Origin of the sequence: Roseivirga sp. 4D4 (assembly GCF_001747095.1) — a bacterium.
In the GTDB taxonomy this organism is placed as follows: domain Bacteria; phylum Bacteroidota; class Bacteroidia; order Cytophagales; family Cyclobacteriaceae; genus Roseivirga.
This window is the reverse complement of the sequence record NZ_MDGP01000001.1, coordinates 1,659,940-1,681,315: the sequence shown is the minus strand read 5'-3', so window position 1 is coordinate 1,681,315 and position 21,376 is coordinate 1,659,940. Positions and strand designations below refer to the sequence as shown.

Here is a 21,376-nt window from a genome sequence, read left to right as displayed (position 1 = left end):
CTTTAACTCAAATATAAACGTCACCCTGAACCTGCCTGCAAAGGCAGACTGGTTTCAGGGTCTCGTAATCAAGATTCTGAAACACCTTGAAGCTTCGAGGCAGAATGACGGTTTAATAAAAGTCATGGTCACCGACTATTTAATCATCCCTAAGCGTAGTCGCAGGATTTGCCCTTGTCGCTCGCCAAGCTTGCCATCCAATAGTGGCTGCACCTATTCCAACCATTGCCAGAGCAGTCATCAGGAATACGTCAAAGCCGAAGGAGGTTCTATAGGCAAACTGATTGAGCCAGACGTTATTGGCCATATAGGCCAGTGAGAAACCGATGATAAAAGCAACGGTCAGCATAATGCTGAGGCTCTTAGAAAGTAAGAATATCAACCCCTTAACACTTGCGCCTAATACCTTGCGAATACTTACTTCTTTCATGCGAATCTGAATAGCGTAAGTTGAGATACCCAATAGTCCCATGCCCGCTATACTGATGCTCAAAATAGCGATCAGACCCACGATATAAAGAATGTCAAAGAAGAAGGCATTGAATTCATCAATTTCTCCCTGAAAGGTTTTGAGAATGATTTCGTGGTTAGGATCAAACTCATCCCAAACGGCTTCGATGCCAGAGATTTCTTTGACCATATCAAAACCAGCCACTTTGATCTGGGCTATGTTAAAGCCTGAGGGGTCATAGCGAAGCATCATAGGGTCTATGCCCATGATCAGCATCATGTGGTTGTAATCCTTTACCACACCTACTACATTGAGAGGAATGGAATCATTTTCAATGTAAAACTGCTTTCCAACCGCTTCCAAAGGGCTTTCAAAGCCAAACTGTTTCACGGCAGTCTCATTCAGGATGGCGGCTCTTTTGTTTACCGAAGGAGCGTCTTTGATAAAGTCACTACCGGCAATAAGCTCGAGTTGCAGGCTGCTGATATAGTCCTCATCCACATCGAAGTAGTTCATAGAAAATGGCTCATCTCCATTGTTGAGCGTCACATCTTCTGAGTATTCCGTACCCATACTTGGAATGTTGTTCGTGGCCGTTACACTTTCAACAAAAGGAAGCTTCTCAAGCTCGTTCTCGAACTTGGCGAAGTCCTGACCCTGCATATGCACGTTCAGTATATTCTCCTTGCTGAAGCCATAATCTGTTTCAACAATAAACTTGATCTGCTTATAAACTAAAACAGAGGAGACGATCAGTACAATGGAAATCACGAATTGGGTTACGATTAATGCTTTTCTCAAACTGAGTTTGGAAAGTTTAGAATTCGAAACTGAATTCTTCATGGCCTGAATCGGCTTGAATGAAGCCAAATAGAGAGAAGGGAAGATGCCTGTGACCAAACCCAGCAATACGCTGAAGCCGAAGAATTGAAGATAAGCTTTCAGGTCAGGTTTCAACTCCCACTCCAAAAGTGAGCTCATTTGTAATGATTGGAAAGCAGGAATTAAAAACTGTAATAGGCCGATCGCCACGATCAAAGAGAGTACGGATACCAATATAGATTCGACTATAAACTGGATAGTCAGTTGTCCTTTTTTTGCACCCATTACCTTTCTAACGCCTACTTCCTTGGTGCGTGTCAATGCCCGAGCTGCCGATAGGTTGGTGTAATTGAAAGTAGCACATACAATGATCAGCACGGCTAATACTCCTAAGCCAATAACAAAGAAATTCGGCATACCCGCACCAATTTGATTGCCATGAAGGGGGCCTGGCGTGATTTTGGACATCTTTTGGAGTGTAAACTCCTTACGTTCATCTGAATCTGGTTCATAATGCTCTTTCTCTGCCTCAGCCAAATAAGCCTTCAGAGGTTCGATAGCGTAGCCATCTCTGAGATTAAAATATATCCAAGTCTCGCTACCATTTTCCCAGTTGCCGATAGATGAACCGAGCGTTTTGTTTTTCTCTAGCTTATCTAAACTGGACAGCGAGACAAGCGATTCGAATTTGATATGGGTTTTACCGGGAAGTTCCTTTAGGACACCAGTCACTTGGTATACGCCCTTGTTACCAACCTCAAGGGTTTGTCCCATAGGATCTTGATCTTTAAAAAGCTTCTCGGCTATGTCCTTTTTCAAGACAATCGAATTAGGTGTGCTTAGCGCAGTTTCTGGGTTCCCACGTTCCAACTCAAAACTAAAGAGCTTAAAAAATGAGGGCTCGGTGAAATAGCCTTGAAGGGCAATAGCCTTTCCGTTTTGAATCACATCTCCACTAAAACCCCTTCTGAACGTAACCATATGCTCAAAACCGGCAAACTTATCTTGCATGGCTTCACCCAAGGGCATAGGCACGGTGGCCATGGGTATATTAATTTCATTTTGATCATAGTGAGTAAATCGATAAGTCTCTTCACTATTTGCCTGCCATTTGTCATAGCTAAGCTGATCGTTGATCATCAGGATGATTACCAGACATACGGCCATAGACACTGAGAGCCCTAAAACGTTAATTGCTGTAAATGACCGATTCTTCATTAGGTTTCTAAAACCCACTTTGAAGTAATTACTGAGTATTGACATGTTGTTGTTATAAAATTTAGATTGACCTTTTCTTTTGAGTGTGTGCCTGTTCATAAATCGAATGACATCAAAACAGAATTTGCGATTGGCCTTTCGTTGACCATGTTTTTCTAAGTTTTCATCGAAGCGTTCATAGAGATCACCAATAATGGAGTCAAAGAGAGGAGGGTAGCAGTACCACTCAAAGAATCGTTCTGCCCACTTGGGTGGATCAATATGTTGCTTCGTTTGATTCATTGACCAAATTCGAGTATGAACTTTGGAATCATATTCCAGATGTGATTTCTGGCTTCTCGTGTTTCTTTCAATGCCGTTTTCCCTTGAGAGGTGATGACAAATACACGCTTTCTACGACCTCTACGATTGCCTTCCGCATCGCCAATTTTTGAAGTCACAAAACCTTTCTCTTCAAGCCGATAGAGTGCGGTATGCACACTACTCATAGTAACCGATCGCTTGAGTTCCTTCTCGATGGCTTGTGTTACAGATAGACCATAGGCCTGTTCGTGTTGCGCTGCGACAAGCATGAGCACGATTTCTTCAAATTCTCCGAGTTTGCTATTCATCTTATTAGTCTCAAATGGAGTTATAACCTAACTAACCTTAGGCAGGTGTTTACTTTAATGTATTTCTTACTCAAACATTACGATTTAAGAATTTGGATTTACGCCCATCGTAGATCATAAATCGTACATTTTGGTTTGATAATTTTTCATTCCGACTTTATGTCGTTCTAAAAACTATGGCGCTTTCGGTCCATAGGATTTTATTTACCCTTTTGTAAAACAATTATCGCTTTAAAAACCGAAGTGTACAAGACTTCGGTACTAATTATTACCCAATTGTAAAACAATTATAAAGGTTAGATGGGGCAAGCGTAATAAATGTTGCAGAGGAGATGAATTTTTTTTGAAATAACCCTATAAGACCAGCGTCAGACGGTTTCTGGGTTAGTTTATTGAAGCTGGTCGCTATTAGCGGCTAGCGGTTCAATTCTAGAAGCGAGCCTTCTGGATTGCAGAAGTTTTCTTGCCGTTACATAGCCCAAGGTCATTGTAATAACAAAGTACAAGTGGACAGGGAGGTCTGGAAGTGCTTCCAACAAATCCCAAACGTCAGTACCGTTTCTCCAAAACCCTCCCTGATAGTTATAGGCCATATCTGCCATGGGTGATACTACCCCAAAAAGTAATATGATCCGGAAGTGTTTATGCGTTTTCTTATTGCTTAGCCAGGCCAATGCGAGTAGCATGAGCATGCCATCAATAAAGAAAGGTGCGGCATCGATCAACCACGATTCCACTCCAGTATGAATTACATAACCAAAGTAGAAACCCAGTTCCGCATGAATGCCAGGTAGTAGTTTTAGTTCTTGAATATCCGCCCCCAGTATATAGGCTGCTAGTGCATGACTTCCCTCATGTCTGGCTGTTGTCCATATGATGAGTAATGGAATAATCAGAAATCGTAAACGCATTTGCAGGTCTAGTTTCTAGGTATACGACAGCCTCTTCCTAGTTTTACGGGCACAGGGACTTTTCCGCCCTTGACCGTTGCCGAAATGGCATCATCCAGATAATGTTCGGTCGCTGCATCACTGTTCGTCATGTTGTTATCTACGATTCCCTTATATACCAATTTGAAGTCTTGGTCAAACAGGTAGGAGGTGGGTGTAACCCTGGCATCGAAGTGGTCCGCTAACTGAAAGTTGTCCTCAATTACATAATCAAATGGAAGCTTCTTTTCGCGAGCGAATTGGGCCATTTCTTCTAATGATTCACCAGCTTCTCGTTGTGTTTTGTTGGAGTTCACCCACAGTACTTTGATGCCATTTTGCTCTGCTTTGTTACCTGTCTCAATCAATCTGTCGTACCAATATTTTACTGCAACACATTCGTTTGCTGCGAATACGATCAGTATCCCTTTTTCTCCTTTGAGGCTACCTAACTCTGACTTTTCACCATTGGCATGCACCAATTCTAAGTCGGTCATGGGCAGCGGATCTCCAATCTCAATCGTTCTGTCCTCTGTCAGTGGCTGTAATAAAGTGGAAAATAGAAGGGGTATAAGTATCAGTTTTCTCATGGTTAAAAAATATTTAGGTCTAAAAGGTCTTGTTGATTGATTTGTCTTCTGAAAACTTCCTTTCTGACGCCATCGCTATACACCATAGTTAGTGGAACTCCTCCGACCCAATCTTCAAGGATCATTGGAAGTTTGTCATCCAAGGCTTCTAATAAATAATGTGCACCAGTAACGCCCTTTTCGGCTAGCAGCTTTTGAGCTTTATCTATCTCTTTCGGAATATCCAGGGAAATGAATATCAGGTTTGCCTTTTTCTCTTTCGAAAATGCTACTAACTCAGGCATTTCTTTGATACAAGGTCCGCACCATGTAGCCCAAAAGTTAATGATAAGAGGCTCTTCAGAACTACCACTGATTTGACTGAAGTCTTCGACTTTCAGCAGTTTTACTTTCAAGTCCTTATCAGGTGAATAAGTTGTGCTCAGCAGTAGAAGAAGTATAGATGTGATTTTCATGGTTGTATCTCTTGATGCTCACAATTAACGGTGGCAGTAGATAGGATGTGGCGTAGAATTTCCCTTTTGGTACCGAAATCCTGCATTAATGTCTGAACTCCTAACTGAGGAAATAACTCAATCCGATCAAAGTCGTTGTGGAATGATATGAAATCGCTTGAACTGAGTTTCGGCTTGTTTAAAAGACCTGCTTTTCTATTGTGCTCTGTCTTACTTTTCCTTATTCCTTATGCCCAGATTGATTTCTATGCATGTTATCAGACTGCTTCGCAGTATACCGAAGGCCTCACCTTCAATAAGTTTATGTTTAACATAGTGCTTAACAAATTGCTGTTTGCGGTAATATCCATTTGGCTTTTGAGTGCTCTTTTTAGAATGATGAATTCCAGACTGGGACTAGAGCGAATGGTATTAAGCCTTAAGGGGGTTCTTAAATGGCAAGCTGCTCTGTTTGTCGTAGCTGTGATCAATGCGATCGGGTTTTTTGTCATCAGTATTCCATTACAGTTTGTGGTGAGTCCCATTGATTTTGGATTGGCCGAAGAACCAGTTGATGCTGGTAGAGTGATGGTTTCCCAATTCTCATTTCTAACCTTTCTGGGTCTTTTCCTTGGGAATGCGAATCTCTTCAATAGTGCCATGCGAAGTCGGAATAAAACCAATGAGAAAGATTCAATCATCGTTTCTAGCAACATTGGCGAGTTAAGCTTGGATATAGATGAGGTAGTCTATGCAGAAAAATCGGGAAGGAAGTATTGGGTTTATACCAATAAAGAGGTCTATGGATTAAAAATAAATTTGACTGACCTGGCCAGACTCTTAGAAGGAAAGGGGTTTTTTAGAGTGAATAGAGCGACAATTGTTAATCTGAACTTTGTAGATGATATCAGGTTTTGGGAATTCGATAAATACATATTGAGTATCCGTTCAAAGGAGAAGAAGGAGTTCGTTATGTCTCGTGATAGGTATAGAGACTTAAAAGCTCAGGACTTTGAGCGGGCTTTTTGATTCCCCTTAGTTGTAATATTCAAAGTGTATTGTGTTATAAATAAAAAAGCCCCGATTAATCGGGGCTCTTATCTTAATACTTTGTACTAGCTACTCAATACTATCTTAAGCTTCTGCTCCGATAGCTTCGTCTAGTTTGTTGGTCAATACGTTTTTTGGCACAGCACCAATAACGCTATCTACTACCTCACCATCTTTGAAGTAAAGTAAGGCAGGTATAGATCTGATACCGTATTTGATAGAAATATCTTGGTTGGCATCCACGTCAACTTTTCCCACAACTGCCGTGTCACTATACTCACCAGCAATTTCTTCTACTACAGGACCTACCATTCTACAAGGACCACACCATGCTGCCCAAAAGTCAACTAAAACTGGTTTGTCAGACTTCAACACTAACTCTTCGAAGTTGCTCTCATTAATTTCTAATGCGTTCGCCATTATTTCTATTATTTATGCTTTGTTTTTATTCTAATTCACTGCAATGACATCAAAAGTAATTAAAAAGTTCCGAACGAATGTCGGAACAAATTACATTCTGATTTAGGCTGTTATCAAATGCGCACCATCGGTACATTGCTTCAACCCTTTGATCAGTTCATTGTTTGGGTCAATCTTCATTTTTCGTGCAAATAACTCAACAGTAAGGTTTTCGGACCGATCGACCAGCTCCACCTTTAGGTCTGTAGATCCTTGATGCTCATCTGTCAGCTTCATGATGTTTTCAATCAATTCCTGATCGACCATTTTAGCATCGAGTTTGATATGGATCCCTTTTCCACGTTTTTCTCTTAGTTCACTCAAAAGTGAAACCGCGAATGTTTGCAACTCCCAATCTTCTGGTGTTGGGTTGATGCTTGGGTTTTCCCTGATCTCCTTTTGCTTACGCCAGTTGATCTCTACGCGCCCCGTGATAAACAGGAACTCGCCAGGCCTCAAGTATTGGGCATGGTTGATATACTTTTCTCCCATCAAAAAGAGTTCTACAGAACCATTGTAGTCTTCTACACTGACGACACCGTAAGGTTTACCATTTTTCGTTTGGCCATTGCGTATACCATTGACAATGCCTCCAATTGAGATTTCTTGGTTAGGAAACTTGTTGATGTCATTGATCGGCTTACAGAAACTCTCGAGTTCAATCTCGAATTGATCTAATGGATGCCCAGAAATATAGAAACCCACGATTTCCTTCTCCCTCTTGAGTTTTTCCATCTGACTGAAAGGTTCCATATCCGCTACGCTTGGTAGCGGAGTAGCCACATTACTATCACCTCCAAAGAGGGATACCTGCGCAGCATCTTTCTCTGCCTGTTTGGCATTCGCATAACGGATCACCTTTTCTATTAGGGTTTGCTCTCCCTCTGGGGCCCAGAGGTATTGCTTGCGGTGATATTGTTCGAAACAATCGAATCCACCCGCTTGAGCAAGCGATTCAAAGTTTCTCTTATTGACAGTTCTAAGGTTAATGCGCTCAGCGAATTCAAAGACGTTTGGATAAGGCCCGTTTTCCTTGCGTTCGCGAATGATTTCTTCGATGGCGGCTTCTCCTGCACCTTTAACGGCTCCCATACCAAAGCGGATTTCACCTTTGGCATTTACCGTAAACTTGTAGTTAGACTCATTAACATCTGGTCCCAACACCGGAACGCCCATGCGCTGGCACTCTTCCATAAAGAAAGTCACCTGCTTAATGTCGTTCATATTATTACTCAGTACTGAGGCCATGTACTCAGCAGGGTAATGGGCCTTCAGGTAAGCCGTCTGAAATGCGATGTAAGCGTAGCAGGTAGAGTGCGACTTGTTAAAAGCATAGGATGCAAAAGCTTCCCAGTCGCGCCAAATTTTTTCGAGCTTGTCTTCGGCATGGCCTTTGGCTTTTGCCTGGTCGACAAACTTGGGTTTCATCTTGTCCAGTACCTGACGTTGCTTTTTACCCATGGCCTTACGCAAGACGTCCGCTTCGCCTTTGGTGAAGTCAGCTAATTTTTGCGAAAGCAACATCACTTGCTCTTGGTAGACGGTGATACCGTAGGTTTCTGCCAGGTATTCCTCCATATCGTCCAAGTCATAGGTGATCGGTTCATCACCATGTTTTCTTCGGATAAAGGATGGAATGTATTCCAAAGGCCCAGGACGGTATAAGGCATTCATGGCAATGAGGTCGGCAAACTCAGTGGGTTTGAGTTCCTTCATATACTTCTGCATACCAGCAGATTCATATTGGAAGATACCTACCGTCTCACCGCGTTGGAATAACTCATAAGTTTTCTTGTCATCTAATGGAAAGTCATCAGGAACAAGATCGACATCATGTTTTTCCTTTACATTCTTGACCGCATCTTTGATCAAGGTTAGCGTTTTTAGACCAAGGAAGTCCATTTTGAGCAGTCCCGCGCTCTCAACTACAGCATTATCAAACTGTGTACACCACATGTCTGAGTCCTTAGCTGTGGCGACAGGAGCAAAGTTGGTAATGTCATCAGGCGTGATGATCACCCCACAGGCATGGATTCCTGTGTTACGCACAGAGCCTTCTAATACGCGTGCCTGATTGACTACTCTTCCTTCAGCCGTACTGCCTTTGGCAATGTTCTTCAACTCATTAGCCAATGGAATTTGCTCGGACCTAATCTTGGCTTTTAGTTCCTGATCGCTGAGTGAAAATAGCTTCGCAAGCTTGATGTCGGGCACTAGCTTCGCAACACGATCGGCATCGGGAAGGGGAAGTTCCATCACCCTTGCTGTATCTCTGATCGAAGACTTGGCCGCCATGGTACCATAGGTAATGATCTGGGCTACCTGATTCTTTCCGTATTTCTCGATCACATAGTCGATGACCTTCTGACGACCTTCATCATCAAAGTCGATATCAATATCGGGAAGTGATATCCTATCGGGATTCAAGAAACGCTCAAATAGGAGATCGTATTTGATAGGATCTACATTGGTGATATTAATACAGTAAGCGACTACCGATCCTGCAGCAGACCCACGACCGGGCCCGACAGAAACACCCATCTCCGTAGCCTTGTTCGTAAAGTCCTGTACAATGAGGAAGTAGCCTGGGTAACCAGTGTTCTCAATGGTTGCCAGTTCAAAATCGAGGCGTTCGCGAATCTCATCTGTGATTTCACCATAGCGTCTTTTAGCACCTTCATAGGTAAGGTGCCTCAAATAAGCGTTTTCACCTCGTTTACCACCGTCCTCATCATCTTCGGCATGAATGAACTCCTCGGGAATTTCGTATTTAGGAAGTAAAACCTCTCTAGCGAGCTTGTAAGGTTCCACCTTCTCAACAATTTCATTGGTGTTGGCAATGGCCTCCGGAATATCTGAGAAGAGCTTTTTCATCTCCTCGGATGACTTCATGTAGAATTCATCATTGGGGAATCCATACCTGAATTCTCTACCGCGTTTGCCGATATACTTTTTGGGTTTGCTGACAGACTCGGCATCTTTTACGCATAAGAGTACATCATGTGCTTCAGACTGTTCTTTTCGAGTATAGTAGGTATTGTTGGCCGCGATCGGCTTAACACCATATTTCTCACAATACTGAAGTGTGATCTTGTTGACGTGTTCTTCTTCTGGAATGCCATGCCGATTGATTTCGGCATAGAAGTCATCGCCAAATTGTTCTTTCCACCACACGAAGGCTTCTTCAGCTTGCGTTTCACCAACATTCAAGAGCTTGTAAGGCACTTCACCCCAAAGTCCACCTGTGGTTACAATTAGGTCTTCCTTATACTTTACAAGATCGTTTTTATCAATCCGAGGTACATAGTAGAATCCCTCTGTAAAGGCAATGGAAGACAGTTTGACAAGGTTATGATATCCGTTTTTGTTCTTCGCCAGAATCACGGTTTGAAAGCCATTGTCTTGAACTTTCTTATTGCTTCTATCTGCACAGATATTGAATTCACAGCCAACAATGGGTTTGATGTCGTTGGCTAGGGCAGCACTTACAAACTGGAATGCCCCCATCATATTGCCATGATCGGTGAGCGCAACCGCAGGCATGCCTAGTTCTTTGGCAGTATTTACAATGCCGTTAATCTCCGATACAGCTTGAAGAATAGAGAACTGAGAATGAACGTGTAGGTGGGAGAAGGGGATGTCCTCCAAAGCAGAAAGTGCTTCAGTATCTACCTTAGATTGGCCTGTGTCAGTGCTGTCGCCCTGTCCTTGTGCAAAGTTGGCTGCATCTAGTTCTGGGGCTTCGTAAACTACTTCGTTCAGTTTTAATGATGAATCATGAGGAACAACACTTTCTTTGATCAGGCCAAAGAAACATCTGGCTGTGGCATCTACGTCATAAGCTGCATCGTGTGCATCGGCAAAAGGAACACCAAAAAGTTTCGTATGAAGCTCTGTTAAGGTGGGCCATTTGAACTGGCCGCCACGACCCCCAGGTATGGCACAAAAGTCTGTGGAAACCAGCTTGGTGTCCAATGGCTCAAGGCCTTCTAGTTCATTTTCGAGTTCGGCTCGTAAGTATTCGGAGCCGACAATGTTGTAGTCAAACTCAATGTTATGACCTATACCCAGTGTGGCTTTAGCAATGTCTTCTTTGAAGATGGCCAGTACTTCTTTAAGGTCTTGACCTTCGGCTAGTGCGCGTTCGGTAGTGATACCATGGATCTGAGCAGAGTTATAGGGTATGGTAAAACCATCTGGCTTAACAATCAGGTTCTGCGCAGCAACTAGTTTGCCGTTAGGTTCATGGAGTTGCCAAGCTAATTGGACGAGTCTGGGCCAATTGTCAAAATCAGTAAGTGGGGCATTGTAATTCTGGGGTAAACCGGTGGTTTCAGTATCAAATATCAGATACATAAGTACTTAGCTAGATTTGTTGATTTTGGGCCTGAATTAGTGAACTAAAGTAAAGAAAAGCGACCAAAATTACCCGTTTGTTTTAACATTAATCAGACTGTATAAAAACAGTCGTTGAAGGCTTAAGATTTGCTAAGAATAAAATCAAGAATGGCTAAGTAAGTGTGCCTGATTTGACTTTTTGAGAAAACGTTTATAGTCACTCACTCACTCACTCACTTACAGTATGCTTTTGAGTCAAGCATGTTTTTTTGGAGGGTAATTTTCACACCAGTTGCCAGATTGCTGGCAACCGGTGTGAAGAAGTATATGATCTAATTGTAAACAATTATTTTTGCAGAAGAAACTACGTCATTCCAGTCTTTCGCCCATAGCCCCAAAACACCATCACCTCTCTGGAAGTTTTTAAGGTTATTTAGCGTAGCTTCAAACAGGCCATTGTTGTTATTAAGAGTGAATACTTTGCTGTGACCACCGTATCCGGCATGCTCATAAATATAGAAATCGACCCATGCAGCTGAACCCCTACAGATTTTTATTGAGCTCAATATATCATTGAAATTAACTGGTCCTGAAGGGTTAAGATTTCCTGTAGTATATGGGAATGATAAAAAGTTGCCAACTTGTCCGTTCAGTGCGCTTGGAAAGTTATGGTACATGTCAACACGTCTGCCTTGACCATCAGCATGTTCTGCTAACTGTACCATAGGCGCTGTTGGAGACTGAGGGCATTGGCCAAACCCAGATGTAGTAGTACTACCACCGCCAGAACCACCAGTGTTGCCAGATCCACCAGAACCTCCTGTGCTGCCACCACCAGTTGGATCTCCATCATCAGGGTTATCAAGCACTGGGCTATCAATTTCATTGCCTAAATCTTCTTCAATTAATGCTTGTGACCGAATGCCGGAAGAATTAGCATTCCTTTCGGCTTCCATTGATTGCATCATTAAGTCAGTGCTTGAATAATACTTCACTTCACCATTGCTCAAGTTATTCCATTCATGAATTGGGCTATCTCCGTTAAAGAAATTTTTAATTTGATCTGAGTTTGGACCTGTGATAACAGACATGTCGCCAGTATTAGGATCTTTACTCAAGCTGTATGTGTAGGTTACATCATCTATTATTACAGAATGCTCTTCACCGGGTGTACTAACTTCTGTTTCGATATTCTCTCCGCATGATATTATTACAAGTGTTAATAGTAGGATTAGATTGATTCTTAATTTTTTCATGTGATTATTTGTTTTATAGTGTGCAATTTTAAATGTGTTTATTATGAATTTATAGATTATAATATTATCAATAACGTTTTTGTTTTAAAAATCTTCGTGAAGGAGTTGAAAGTATACCAGTTTTGACTAGGTGAAATCCTGTCTTGAAAGTTGGGCCAAGGAATTTGGTTAACTCCATAACCAATCATATAACCTCTTTTACTTTTAGTAATGTCTTAAGGTGTGAAGCCTTGATCTGTTCTATTCAACCACCTGTCAAAAGTCAATCTCTGTAAATTCAATTATTAGTTATCTTTCGTTTCAACTTTAGTCTATGAAACGTTTTTTCACTTTTGCATTTTTATTCTTTTTTTCCCTTTTACCTGCTTTTGGGCAGATTCCACATCCTAGAGAAACTTTCGGTCACGAGGTAGGTGCTGATTACAAATTGGCTGACTACGATCAAATGCTTGAATACTATGATAAGCTGGCAGCCTCGACCGATCGTGTTCAAATGATAGAAATTGGTAAGTCGTCTATGGGGCGACCGATTAAACTGGTCTTTATTTCCAATGAAGAAAACATGAAGCAGTTGGATCGTTGGAAAGAGATTTCTGAAAAGTTGGCTAGGGCCGAAATCACCGAAGATGAGGCAAGAAGGCTTTCCAAAGAAGGAAAGGCGATCGTTTGGTTTGATGGTGGAATGCACGCTACTGAAAGAGCACATGCACAGATGACATCAGAGTTGATGTGGAAGATTGCTTCAGAAGAGTCTGATGAAATGAAGAAGATCAGAGATGAGGTGATCACTTTAGTGGTGCCGGTTATCAATCCTGATGGTGTTGATATTGTAGTTGATTGGTATAGGAAAACCTTAGGAACCCCTTATGAGAGTTCTGGTCCACCCGTCTTGTATCAAAAGTATGTTGGCCATGATAATAACCGCGATTGGTTCATGAATAACATGCAGGAGACAAAGGTGATAACCAATATTTTATATAATGAATGGTATCCTCAGATTATACATAACCACCACCAAACAGCTCCAAGATGGGCAATGATCTTTTTACCACCGTTCCGTAGCCCTGTTAATCCGCAAATTCATCCGGGGATTACAACTTCTGTAAACCTTGTCGGCACGGCTATGGCGCAACGTTTTGCCATGGAGAAAAAGCCTGGTGTAATTGCCAACGTAGGTTTTAGTATGTTCTGGAACGGAGGGATGAGAACAGCTCCTTATTACCACAATCAGATTGGTATTCTCACAGAGGTGGCCCAGCCTACACCAACCCCAACGAATTATGACCCGGAAAGGAAACCTGAGAACATCCGCGGTTTGCCTGCGGACGGTTCAGAGATATTTTATCCTTATCCATTCGAAGGGGGTGAAGTGAAATTTAGAGACGCTGTTGAATACATGATTACGGCATCAATGGCAATCCTTGATTTAGCTGCCGATAAGAAGGATGAATTCCTTTACAATATCTATAACATGGGTAGAGATGCTATTACCAATGCCAATGGTAAAGGTGCCTTTGCTTATGTGATACCTAAAGCACAGTATAATGCTTCAGAAGCGATTAACCTGACTAATGTTTTAATGCAAGGTGGTTTAAAGGCACATAGAGCTACCGAAGCTTTCACTGTGAATGGTAAAGATTACGAGGCTGGTTCCATCATTTTTTATGGAGCTCAGTCATTCAGACCATTCTTGGCAGATTTAATGGAAGTTCAAGATTACCCTGATCAATTCTTATATCCTGGTGGACCACCACAACCTCCATACGACCTGGCAGGTTGGACTTTGCCAATTCAAATGGGTGTAGATGTAGACAGGATAGAAAAGGAATTCACTGCTAATGTTCAGCCGATCGAGGACAAGTTGGGCTTTGATAAGGGTGTTGTAGCGGGAAATGGGCGTTACGGTTATGTTTTGTCCAATAAGGACAATCAAAGTGCAACTGCTGTAAACAGGTTACAGAAAGCTGGGTATACAGTGAGCCAATTTACTGATGCACAGGATGGTATTGAGGCAGGTTCATTCTTGATCAGATCGAGACGAGGTTTGGCTGCAAATGTGACTGCCTTGAGTGAAGAACTTGGTCTTGATTTTACTGGTGTTTCGAGGAAACCTTCGGCAAATTTTAACGAACTGAGAAAGGTCAAGATTGGTATCTATAAGTCGTGGCAAGCGAATATGGACGAAGGTTGGAGTAGATGGATGCTAGAGCAATTTGAATTTGATTTAGATACCTTACATAACGAGGATATTCAGAGTGGTAATTTAAGTCAGTATACAGCCATTCTATTCCCTGATCAACGACCTGCCGGAATAATGAATGGTAATTCTGCCAGAAGAGCGCCCGAGAAGTTTGTTGGAGGAATTGGTAAGGAAGGTGTAGAGGCTTTAGATGCCTATGCGACTGCGGGTGGAACCATCATTTTTTATGACAAAGCAAGCGACTTTGCCATTGAACAATTCAAGCTACCTGTGAAAAACGTGACTGCCGGGTTGAAGCCTAATGATTTCTTTATTCCGGGCTCACTGGTTCGGATGAATGTTGATAATCAGAACCGATTGGCTCTTGGGATGCCGTCAGAGGTATCCGCTTCTTATAACCAAAGTCGTGCTTTCAAAATTGACGAAAACGCCACTGGAGTAATGGAAGTATCAAAATATGCCTCTGAAGACATTCTAATGAGTGGATGGGCTTTGGGAGAGGAGACTCATTTAGCCAACACATCTGCCATGGTGCATGCCGAGCGCGGTTCAGGTGATTTAGTGTTATTTGCTTTTAGGCCACAATTCAGAGGACAATCAAGAGGGACTTACAGAATGATTTTCAACGCAATCTTTATGGGAGCAGAGAAAAACAAAAACCGACTGTCTAACAAGAATTAGACAAGACAAATATTATCGAAATAGACAAGGCCTTCCATTTGGAAGGCCTTGTCTATTTAATAGGATGCTTAATAGAGTCTAGAAGGATATCACAACCCAGAGTCTCTAAAGTCTTCATAAAAGACTGTTTGCCCTCTATTTGAGAGTCTGGCAAAGTCGAGCTCTCCGGCTCCTTCAAATCGAAATTTGAAGCCAACAATGTCCCCGAGGTCCGTTTCAAATGCTTTGGTTAAGGTTTGTTCTTCATTGATAAAATACTTGGCTTTTCCGTTTGATACTTCAAGGCGAAAATCAGTCCACTTCGATGCTTCGATACCAAATGATGACAGGTCGTTTTCCTTACCTGAGTGAGATTCTCCAGAAGTAATCAAGTAGAGGTCACTAGTACAACCCGGAATTGAGAAGGGCGTGAGAAAGACACCGTCTTGCCCATGCACGAGTACTTGAATGCGTTGACAAATGCCATTACTCTTTTGATAGGTATTCCTGAAGCGAGTTTCAAAGACAAATTCGCTACTTGGTGTCGCTTCAAAATCATCGAAGAAATGGAATGTTAATAAGTCTACCGATTCGAGGTCGTCATTATGAATCTCCTCCAAAACATGATCTTTTAGCCGAATGGTCTCATCCATTTCTAATTCATGATCATACAAATACCTGGGCTTATCAGCATGGTTGATGGTTGCCATCCACCCATCAGTTCTGATATGCAAGTCCTGTTCCTTTAAAATTTGATTATTAGCCAGGAGTTTCGCTTTGAAGTAGCCTGGGTAATAATAGATTCCCGTAGCGGCTTCTTTATCAGGGTCTATATCAAACGTGAGCTTCGCGTTCCAGGACTGCTGTATGCTGGCAGTTTCAACTTGATTATCTCCAAAATCATAGGTAAAAACCACGGAGTTTGGCAGGCCCAAAGTAACCGGTTCTGCACCAAACGCGACTTGCGATAAATCTAATTTTTTAGGGCGTTGGGAGATGCCGACTACAACGATAGTAACCAAGACTAATGCACCGAATAGGGCAATGGGTTTCAATCTCAGGCGCATTTTTTGTCTCTTCTTTGGCGAAGGAGTGAATTGATGACCGTTTTTGAGGGCACTCCAGTTTTCATAACCAATGAACTTGGCTAGGGTGTTTAATGTGGAGATACTGGGTTCGCTGGCGTAATTCACTTTGCCCCACACACGCTTTAAGGTGGTGATGCTCAGCTTAACTCCTGTTTCTTCAAAGATCTGGTTACTGAGTAAATCAAAGTCTTGATTTTGCCAAAGGTCATTGGAGACCCAACCGAGTTTTTCCTCGATCTTTTGCAGACAATATTTGAGTAACTCTCTATTCATATACTATGACAAATGTAAGTACTCAAGTTACGTGAATTAGGTTGCACAGCTTTGAACAGAGTTGCACACTAGTATTTCGGCTGATTGAAATGGTTTTCCGTCTGCTAAAAGAAACCATAGATCAAATCATGCGACAACGAATTTCAATTACCCTTACATTGTGGCTCGCACTATCATCATTAATACTGGCTCAGGAATATAAAATGAAACCTGAATTATGGGAAGTTACTGGAGCAGGACATGTATTCGAAACATTTGAAGGTAAAGAGAGCCTTTATCTCTTTCGGAGTAGGGCTGATCTTAAAGCAGAAATTGACTTTTTAACAGGTATAATTGAGTACGACATTTTCGTAACAGAGCGAAGAGGGTTCCCGGGAGTGAGGTTTAGGATCCAAGATGGTGGCAACTTCGAGGAGTTTTACATTCGTCCTCATCAATCAGGCAATCCTGATGCAAACCAATATACCCCGGTCTTCAATGGCCTAACAGGTTGGCAATTGTACTATGGTCCACGATATGCTGCTCCTGTTTCATATAAAATGAATGCCTGGAACCATGTTAAGTTGGTGATTGACAACGAACAAGCTGAGATTTTTATCAATGACATGGAGCAACCTGTTCTTTACATCGCTGAACTCAAAAGGGAGCCAGCATCTGGAAGCATCGGTTTTAATGGGGGCGGTCCTTCTCCCTTTCATATTGCCGATCTGAGAGTAACCAAACTAAGTAACCCGGTACTCAAGAGTAAGCGCACTCCGATACCAGCTTTGGAAGAGGGGGTTATAAAGGCGTGGGAAGTATCAAATAGTTTCCCAGAAAGTAAGGTGGATGATGTCTTCGAACTTAGAAGAGATCAAAAGAATGGATTGTCTTGGAAAACTATAAATGCAGAATATCCAGGCTTTGCCAATCTGGCCCGCTATGCCCAGATAGATGCCCAAAATAACACCACTTTTGCTAAGATCACTATAACCTCAGATCGTGATCAAGTGAAGAAGCTGACTTATGGTTTTAGTGATAGGGTCAGAATCTATTTGAACGATAAAATACTAGCTGGCGGAAACGATGGATTCAGCTCCAGAGATTATAGATTTTTGGGTACCGTGGGCTATTTCGATGAAGTTTATTTACCGCTTAAGAAAGGCAAGAATGAGTTGTGGATTGCAGTTTCGGAGAACTTTGGAGGTTGGACCGTAATGGGCAAGTTTGATAATCAAGAGGGGATTAAAGTAGATTAGATTCCCGATTCAAAGAAGGGAGGCTTTTGGCCTCCCTTTATATTCAAACTAATCTTAATGATTTACTATGCGATAGCCATAAGGCCTACTTTTACTATGAGTACTGATACTAGTAAAATCAGTAGGTCAATTTTTCTTTCTTGAGCATTGTCTTTCCTTAACCATGCCTTGAACTTGGCCGCCCTAGAGGAGGAAGTTTTTGACAATTTTAGCTTGAGATTTGAATGTTCAAATCGCTTGACCGATCCCTTGTGCAAAAACGATTTATTCCTTCTCGTATTAAGAAGTGACTGGTTCGAATTGTGAGTACTAAATGCTCCTGTTGACGTAATTGCTCCCATAACTTTAAATTTAACTTTCAACTGATTTTACGCAGTAGAGACAGATTTGTTGCCTTTTTCATAGTAAAACTTACTTTTATAATAGTAAAACTATTAACCGGATATTTTCAATCGAATTACAAGGCTAAAATGAGGCTTGTTACAAGCACAATTGAGAAGATCAGTGAAGCTATCATCTTGATCTTTCTTGCCTTACGATCGGCACTTAATTTGGCCCTGAGTTTTCTCATATAGGTGGGGGTGGCTTTCTTAAAGCTATACTTCCGATATGCACTTATTGGCTTGTCTTTAAAGCCATTGTGATCCTTAATGTTAAAGGCTCCAGTTCTTTTTCTTAACAATGCGCGATTAGAACGGAGGCTCTTGATCGCGTCTAACATAAATCCTGCTCCATTCATAACTTTATATAATTAGGTATATATAGTTATGCGCAGGAATTGAACTCTCTGTTAGAAATTCTGAATGAAGGGTATTAGACAAGGCTAATCGGGCTAGGAGAGCCTCGTCTCATGGGTTTCAAGTGTCTTGATTAAAGGTGTAAATAAGTTACTAGAACATCCAGAGTAATAGAGCCGTGGAGATTAAGGTGGTAAGGGTTAGGGTTAATCGAAACTGCTTGTTTTCTATGGCTCGATAGAGATTGATTTTTTCATCAATCGAATTTTTCTGTGCTGGTGTCATGGGAATAATTTCCATTACCGGCCGTTTCTCGCCCATGAAAAGATTGTTCTTCTGAATTTGAAAAGGGCTACTGTCCTGAGATTGTCTGTCATTACCGAATGACATCATTAAACTGGGTATTCTTAGTGCTCCGTTTCTCATAGGTTTCAAATTGATCTAATCCAATATACGAAAAGACAACTAATTAGTTAGTTAAAAAGAAGGGTTTTTGGTTAAGTTATAGAAAGGAGGGATAGGAGATAGTAACTGAGCCATACACATACCTTTTTTTGTTTTCTGTAACTATTTAGATAATTAATTGTCCTTATAAGTAATAAGAATTGAGTAATACGGGTTTTATGGTTGTAATAATTCACACATAAAAAAACATGCTATGAAAAATCTAAAATTCATTTCTACAATGGTCGTCATGTTGATCGCTATTGTACTTTATCTCCCTGTGAGCAATGAGTTAAATGCCGAAATGCCACCGCCACCATGCGTAAATAACCCTTCCATGATGAGAGGACAATCTACACTTACCTATACTAATGGTGGTGGAATCCCGTTGGCTAACTATTTCACACCTGAGATTTGTAACGCTAACTTCTATGAATGGACAACAAATACCGGTTATTCGACTTTGACCACCTCAAACTCTCTGTCAACCGATGCCAGTATCTTTGGATGCGGTAGCGCTTGGATATCAGTTAGAGCCTTAACACAAAGTGGACCTACTAGTAGTTTCACAAAAAACGTCACTGTCAATTGTCTTCCTTTCTAAGATCAGGGTGAAGTTTCTTTCAGCTGACTGGAATAAAACAAGATGACAGTCAGCTGTGATTTATCAATAATTAATACACATAAACCAAATGTCATGAAAAGAATAAGTTTAGTAATTACCGCTTTCATTTTTGTCAGCGTTGCATTCCAATCTAATGTTTTTGGACAACGGTGCCTCTCTTCGCAGACACTAATTAATGGTCCGTCCACTATGAGTTGGCAGGCGGGTCAGCAGAGTTACAACTCTCAAGTAGTCTGTGATGCGGTGGAATATGAATGGACCTTGAATGTTGGTACATCCTGTCCGGCATCTCAAATACAAGCTACACCAAGTGTTTTAATGGATCCTTACGATTTCGGCTTTCTTCACAATGCAATATGTGGTACATGGACGATTTCTGTAAGAGCCAGGGTTGATGATGGGGTAAATCCTCCTTATTGGACAGCCTATGTGACCAAAACGGTTACGGTTACTGGTTGTCCATAGTAGTGGACTTTTACCAGTTATTAAGAAGGGGCGAAAAGCCCTTTTTTTATTGAATTAATGTTTTTCGAAAACCATCTCGGGCTCTTCCACATCGACAGTTCCATTTTCATTGATGGAGAGTAAAGTCACTTCCTTCAATTCATTAATGAGTAATGGATCATACTTGGCAGATACACGTACATAATTCTCTGTAAAACCGTGCATCATGCCATTGTCAATATCATCTTCAAAGAGCACAGTCCTGGTTGTACCCAATTGTGATTCGTAAAACTGTCTTCTTTTCTTTTCAGATAGGATACGAAGCATTTTCGATCTTTCCTGCCGTTCTTTCATCGGAACTGCATCTCCCATTTCCGCTGCTGTAGTATTGGCTCTCTCTGAATAAGTGAAAACATGGAGGTAGGAGATCGGTAACTCGTTCAGAAAGTTATATGTCTCCAAGAAGTCATCATGCGTCTCACCAGGGAAGCCAACAATCACATCGACTCCGATACAGCAGTCGGGCATTAATTGTTTAATCTTATTGACCCTGTCTTCATAGAGTTCCCTCAAATACCTTCTGCGCATAACACGCAGTATTTTGTTATTGCCTGACTGTAGCGGAATATGAAAGTGGGGGACAAAGCGATTGGAATCACTTGTATACTGAATGATTTCGTTCGTTAGCAAGTTCGGTTCAATAGAAGAGATTCGAATCCTTTCAATACCATCTACCTTGTCGATCGCTTTAACGAGATCGACAAAACGTTCTTCTCTTTTACCATTTACAATGCCAAAATCTCCAATGTTCACACCCGTCAGAACTACCTCTTTGACATCAGTTGCTGCAATTTCATGTGCAGACTTAATAATGTTCTCTATACTATCACTTCGACTTTTGCCTCTGGCCAATGGAATAGTGCAAAAAGCACAATGGTAGTTGCAGCCATCCTGAACTTTAAGGAAGGTTCTTGTTCGATCATTGATGGAATAGGCATTATTGAAAGCCTTGGCCTCTTTGACTTCAGAAGCCAGAACCTTGGCTTCAGGTGTCTTAACAAAGCCATCAAGAAGTTCCAGTAGTCTAAATTTCTCGGCAGCACCAAGTACCGCATCAACGCCCTGAATCTCAGAAATCTCTCTGGGTTTGAGCTGGGCATAGCAACCAATGATGGCTACATAACCATCCGGATTAATCTTTTGAGCCTCTTTAACTATCTTCTTACACTTCTTGTCCGCATTTTCTGTGACACTGCAGGTGTTAATAATGAAGATATCGGGAGTATCGGAAAAGGGGACTTTCGAATAGCCTTTCTCCTCAAAACCCCGAGCAATAGTCGATGTTTCTGAGAAGTTGAGTTTACAACCGAGCGTATAAAAGGCTACTTTTTTCATGTCTTGTTAACGGAGCGCAAATGTACTAAAAAAGCTCCTATTACCGGATAGTCTTTAAAACATCATTCTTATAGGGAAATAGAAATTTTTGTCAAATCGAACGAAAAAAGTGGT

The 21,376-nt window shown here is 41.6% G+C and carries 17 protein-coding genes; 5 read left to right on the top strand and 12 right to left on the bottom strand.

What is annotated here, in order from left to right; translation table 11 throughout:
- Positions 1–139 precede the first annotated feature (139 nt).
- The 5 genes from BFP97_RS07285 to BFP97_RS07265 form a co-directional block, all read right to left on the bottom strand.
- On the bottom strand, positions 140–2,773 hold the full coding sequence (locus BFP97_RS07285; protein ID WP_069841784.1) for an ABC transporter permease: 2,634 nt from the start codon (positions 2,771–2,773) through the stop codon (positions 140–142).
- Positions 2,770–3,102, bottom strand: coding sequence for a PadR family transcriptional regulator (locus tag BFP97_RS07280; RefSeq protein WP_069841783.1), 333 nt, complete (start codon positions 3,100–3,102; stop codon positions 2,770–2,772). The genes BFP97_RS07285 and BFP97_RS07280 overlap by 4 nt, the downstream gene beginning before the upstream one ends.
- A gap of 389 nt (positions 3,103–3,491) precedes the next feature.
- The gene (locus BFP97_RS07275; RefSeq protein WP_069841782.1) at positions 3,492–4,013 is read right to left on the bottom strand and encodes a hypothetical protein; all 522 of its coding nucleotides are present in this window, start codon (positions 4,011–4,013) and stop codon (positions 3,492–3,494) included.
- An 8-nt stretch (positions 4,014–4,021) separates the two neighbouring features.
- A complete protein-coding gene (locus tag BFP97_RS07270) occupies positions 4,022–4,621 on the bottom strand; it encodes a redoxin domain-containing protein (RefSeq protein WP_069841781.1) in 600 nt (199 codons plus the stop codon).
- 2 nt (positions 4,622–4,623) lie between these two features.
- On the bottom strand, positions 4,624–5,076 hold the full coding sequence (locus BFP97_RS07265) for a TlpA family protein disulfide reductase (protein WP_069841780.1): 453 nt from the start codon (positions 5,074–5,076) through the stop codon (positions 4,624–4,626).
- 147 nt (positions 5,077–5,223) lie between these two features.
- Between BFP97_RS07265 and BFP97_RS07260 the strand changes: the two genes are divergently transcribed.
- Positions 5,224–6,084 carry a LytTR family DNA-binding domain-containing protein gene (locus BFP97_RS07260; RefSeq protein WP_069841779.1) on the top strand — a complete coding sequence of 287 codons (861 nt, stop codon included), beginning with the start codon at positions 5,224–5,226 and terminating at the stop codon, positions 6,082–6,084.
- Positions 6,085–6,189: 105 nt separating this feature from the next.
- On the opposite strand, the gene trxA is transcribed toward BFP97_RS07260, so the two are convergent.
- The 3 genes from trxA to BFP97_RS07245 form a co-directional block, all read right to left on the bottom strand.
- The gene (gene trxA, locus BFP97_RS07255) at positions 6,190–6,525 is read right to left on the bottom strand and encodes a thioredoxin (RefSeq protein ID WP_069841778.1); all 336 of its coding nucleotides are present in this window, start codon (positions 6,523–6,525) and stop codon (positions 6,190–6,192) included.
- Positions 6,526–6,627: 102 nt separating this feature from the next.
- Complete coding sequence (gene dnaE / locus BFP97_RS07250) at positions 6,628–10,920, bottom strand: DNA polymerase III subunit alpha (protein WP_069841777.1); 4,293 nt, start codon at positions 10,918–10,920, stop codon at positions 6,628–6,630.
- 314 nt (positions 10,921–11,234) lie between these two features.
- A complete protein-coding gene (locus BFP97_RS07245) occupies positions 11,235–12,158 on the bottom strand; it encodes a hypothetical protein (RefSeq protein WP_069841776.1) in 924 nt (307 codons plus the stop codon).
- Between the two features lie 313 nt (positions 12,159–12,471).
- Here BFP97_RS07245 and BFP97_RS07240 point away from each other — a divergent pair, with 313 nt between their 5' ends.
- Entirely contained in the window at positions 12,472–15,039 is a 2,568-nt protein-coding gene (locus tag BFP97_RS07240; protein ID WP_069841775.1) for a M14 metallopeptidase family protein, read from the top strand.
- Positions 15,040–15,128: 89 nt separating this feature from the next.
- On the opposite strand, the gene BFP97_RS07235 is transcribed toward BFP97_RS07240, so the two are convergent.
- Complete coding sequence (locus BFP97_RS07235; RefSeq protein WP_069841774.1) at positions 15,129–16,379, bottom strand: hypothetical protein; 1,251 nt, start codon at positions 16,377–16,379, stop codon at positions 15,129–15,131.
- A gap of 128 nt (positions 16,380–16,507) precedes the next feature.
- Between BFP97_RS07235 and BFP97_RS07230 the strand changes: the two genes are divergently transcribed.
- Entirely contained in the window at positions 16,508–17,617 is a 1,110-nt protein-coding gene (locus BFP97_RS07230; protein WP_139135218.1) for a hypothetical protein, read from the top strand.
- A gap of 457 nt (positions 17,618–18,074) precedes the next feature.
- Here the strand turns inward: BFP97_RS07230 and BFP97_RS07220 are convergent, their stop codons facing one another.
- Positions 18,075–18,356, bottom strand: a complete 282-nt coding sequence (locus BFP97_RS07220) for a hypothetical protein (protein WP_069841771.1) — start codon at positions 18,354–18,356, stop codon at positions 18,075–18,077.
- Between the two features lie 151 nt (positions 18,357–18,507).
- Entirely contained in the window at positions 18,508–18,780 is a 273-nt protein-coding gene (locus BFP97_RS07215) for a hypothetical protein (protein WP_069841770.1), read from the bottom strand.
- Between the two features lie 232 nt (positions 18,781–19,012).
- Here BFP97_RS07215 and BFP97_RS07210 point away from each other — a divergent pair, with 232 nt between their 5' ends.
- Complete coding sequence (locus tag BFP97_RS07210; protein WP_069841769.1) at positions 19,013–19,402, top strand: hypothetical protein; 390 nt, start codon at positions 19,013–19,015, stop codon at positions 19,400–19,402.
- A 93-nt stretch (positions 19,403–19,495) separates the two neighbouring features.
- Positions 19,496–19,888 (top strand): hypothetical protein, encoded by a 393-nt coding sequence (locus BFP97_RS07205; RefSeq protein ID WP_139135217.1) that lies wholly within the window; start codon positions 19,496–19,498, stop codon positions 19,886–19,888.
- A gap of 54 nt (positions 19,889–19,942) precedes the next feature.
- Here BFP97_RS07205 and mtaB read toward each other — a convergent pair whose 3' ends face one another.
- Positions 19,943–21,262, bottom strand: coding sequence for a tRNA (N(6)-L-threonylcarbamoyladenosine(37)-C(2))-methylthiotransferase MtaB (gene mtaB / locus BFP97_RS07200; protein ID WP_069841767.1), 1,320 nt, complete (start codon positions 21,260–21,262; stop codon positions 19,943–19,945).
- Positions 21,263–21,376 lie beyond the last annotated feature (114 nt).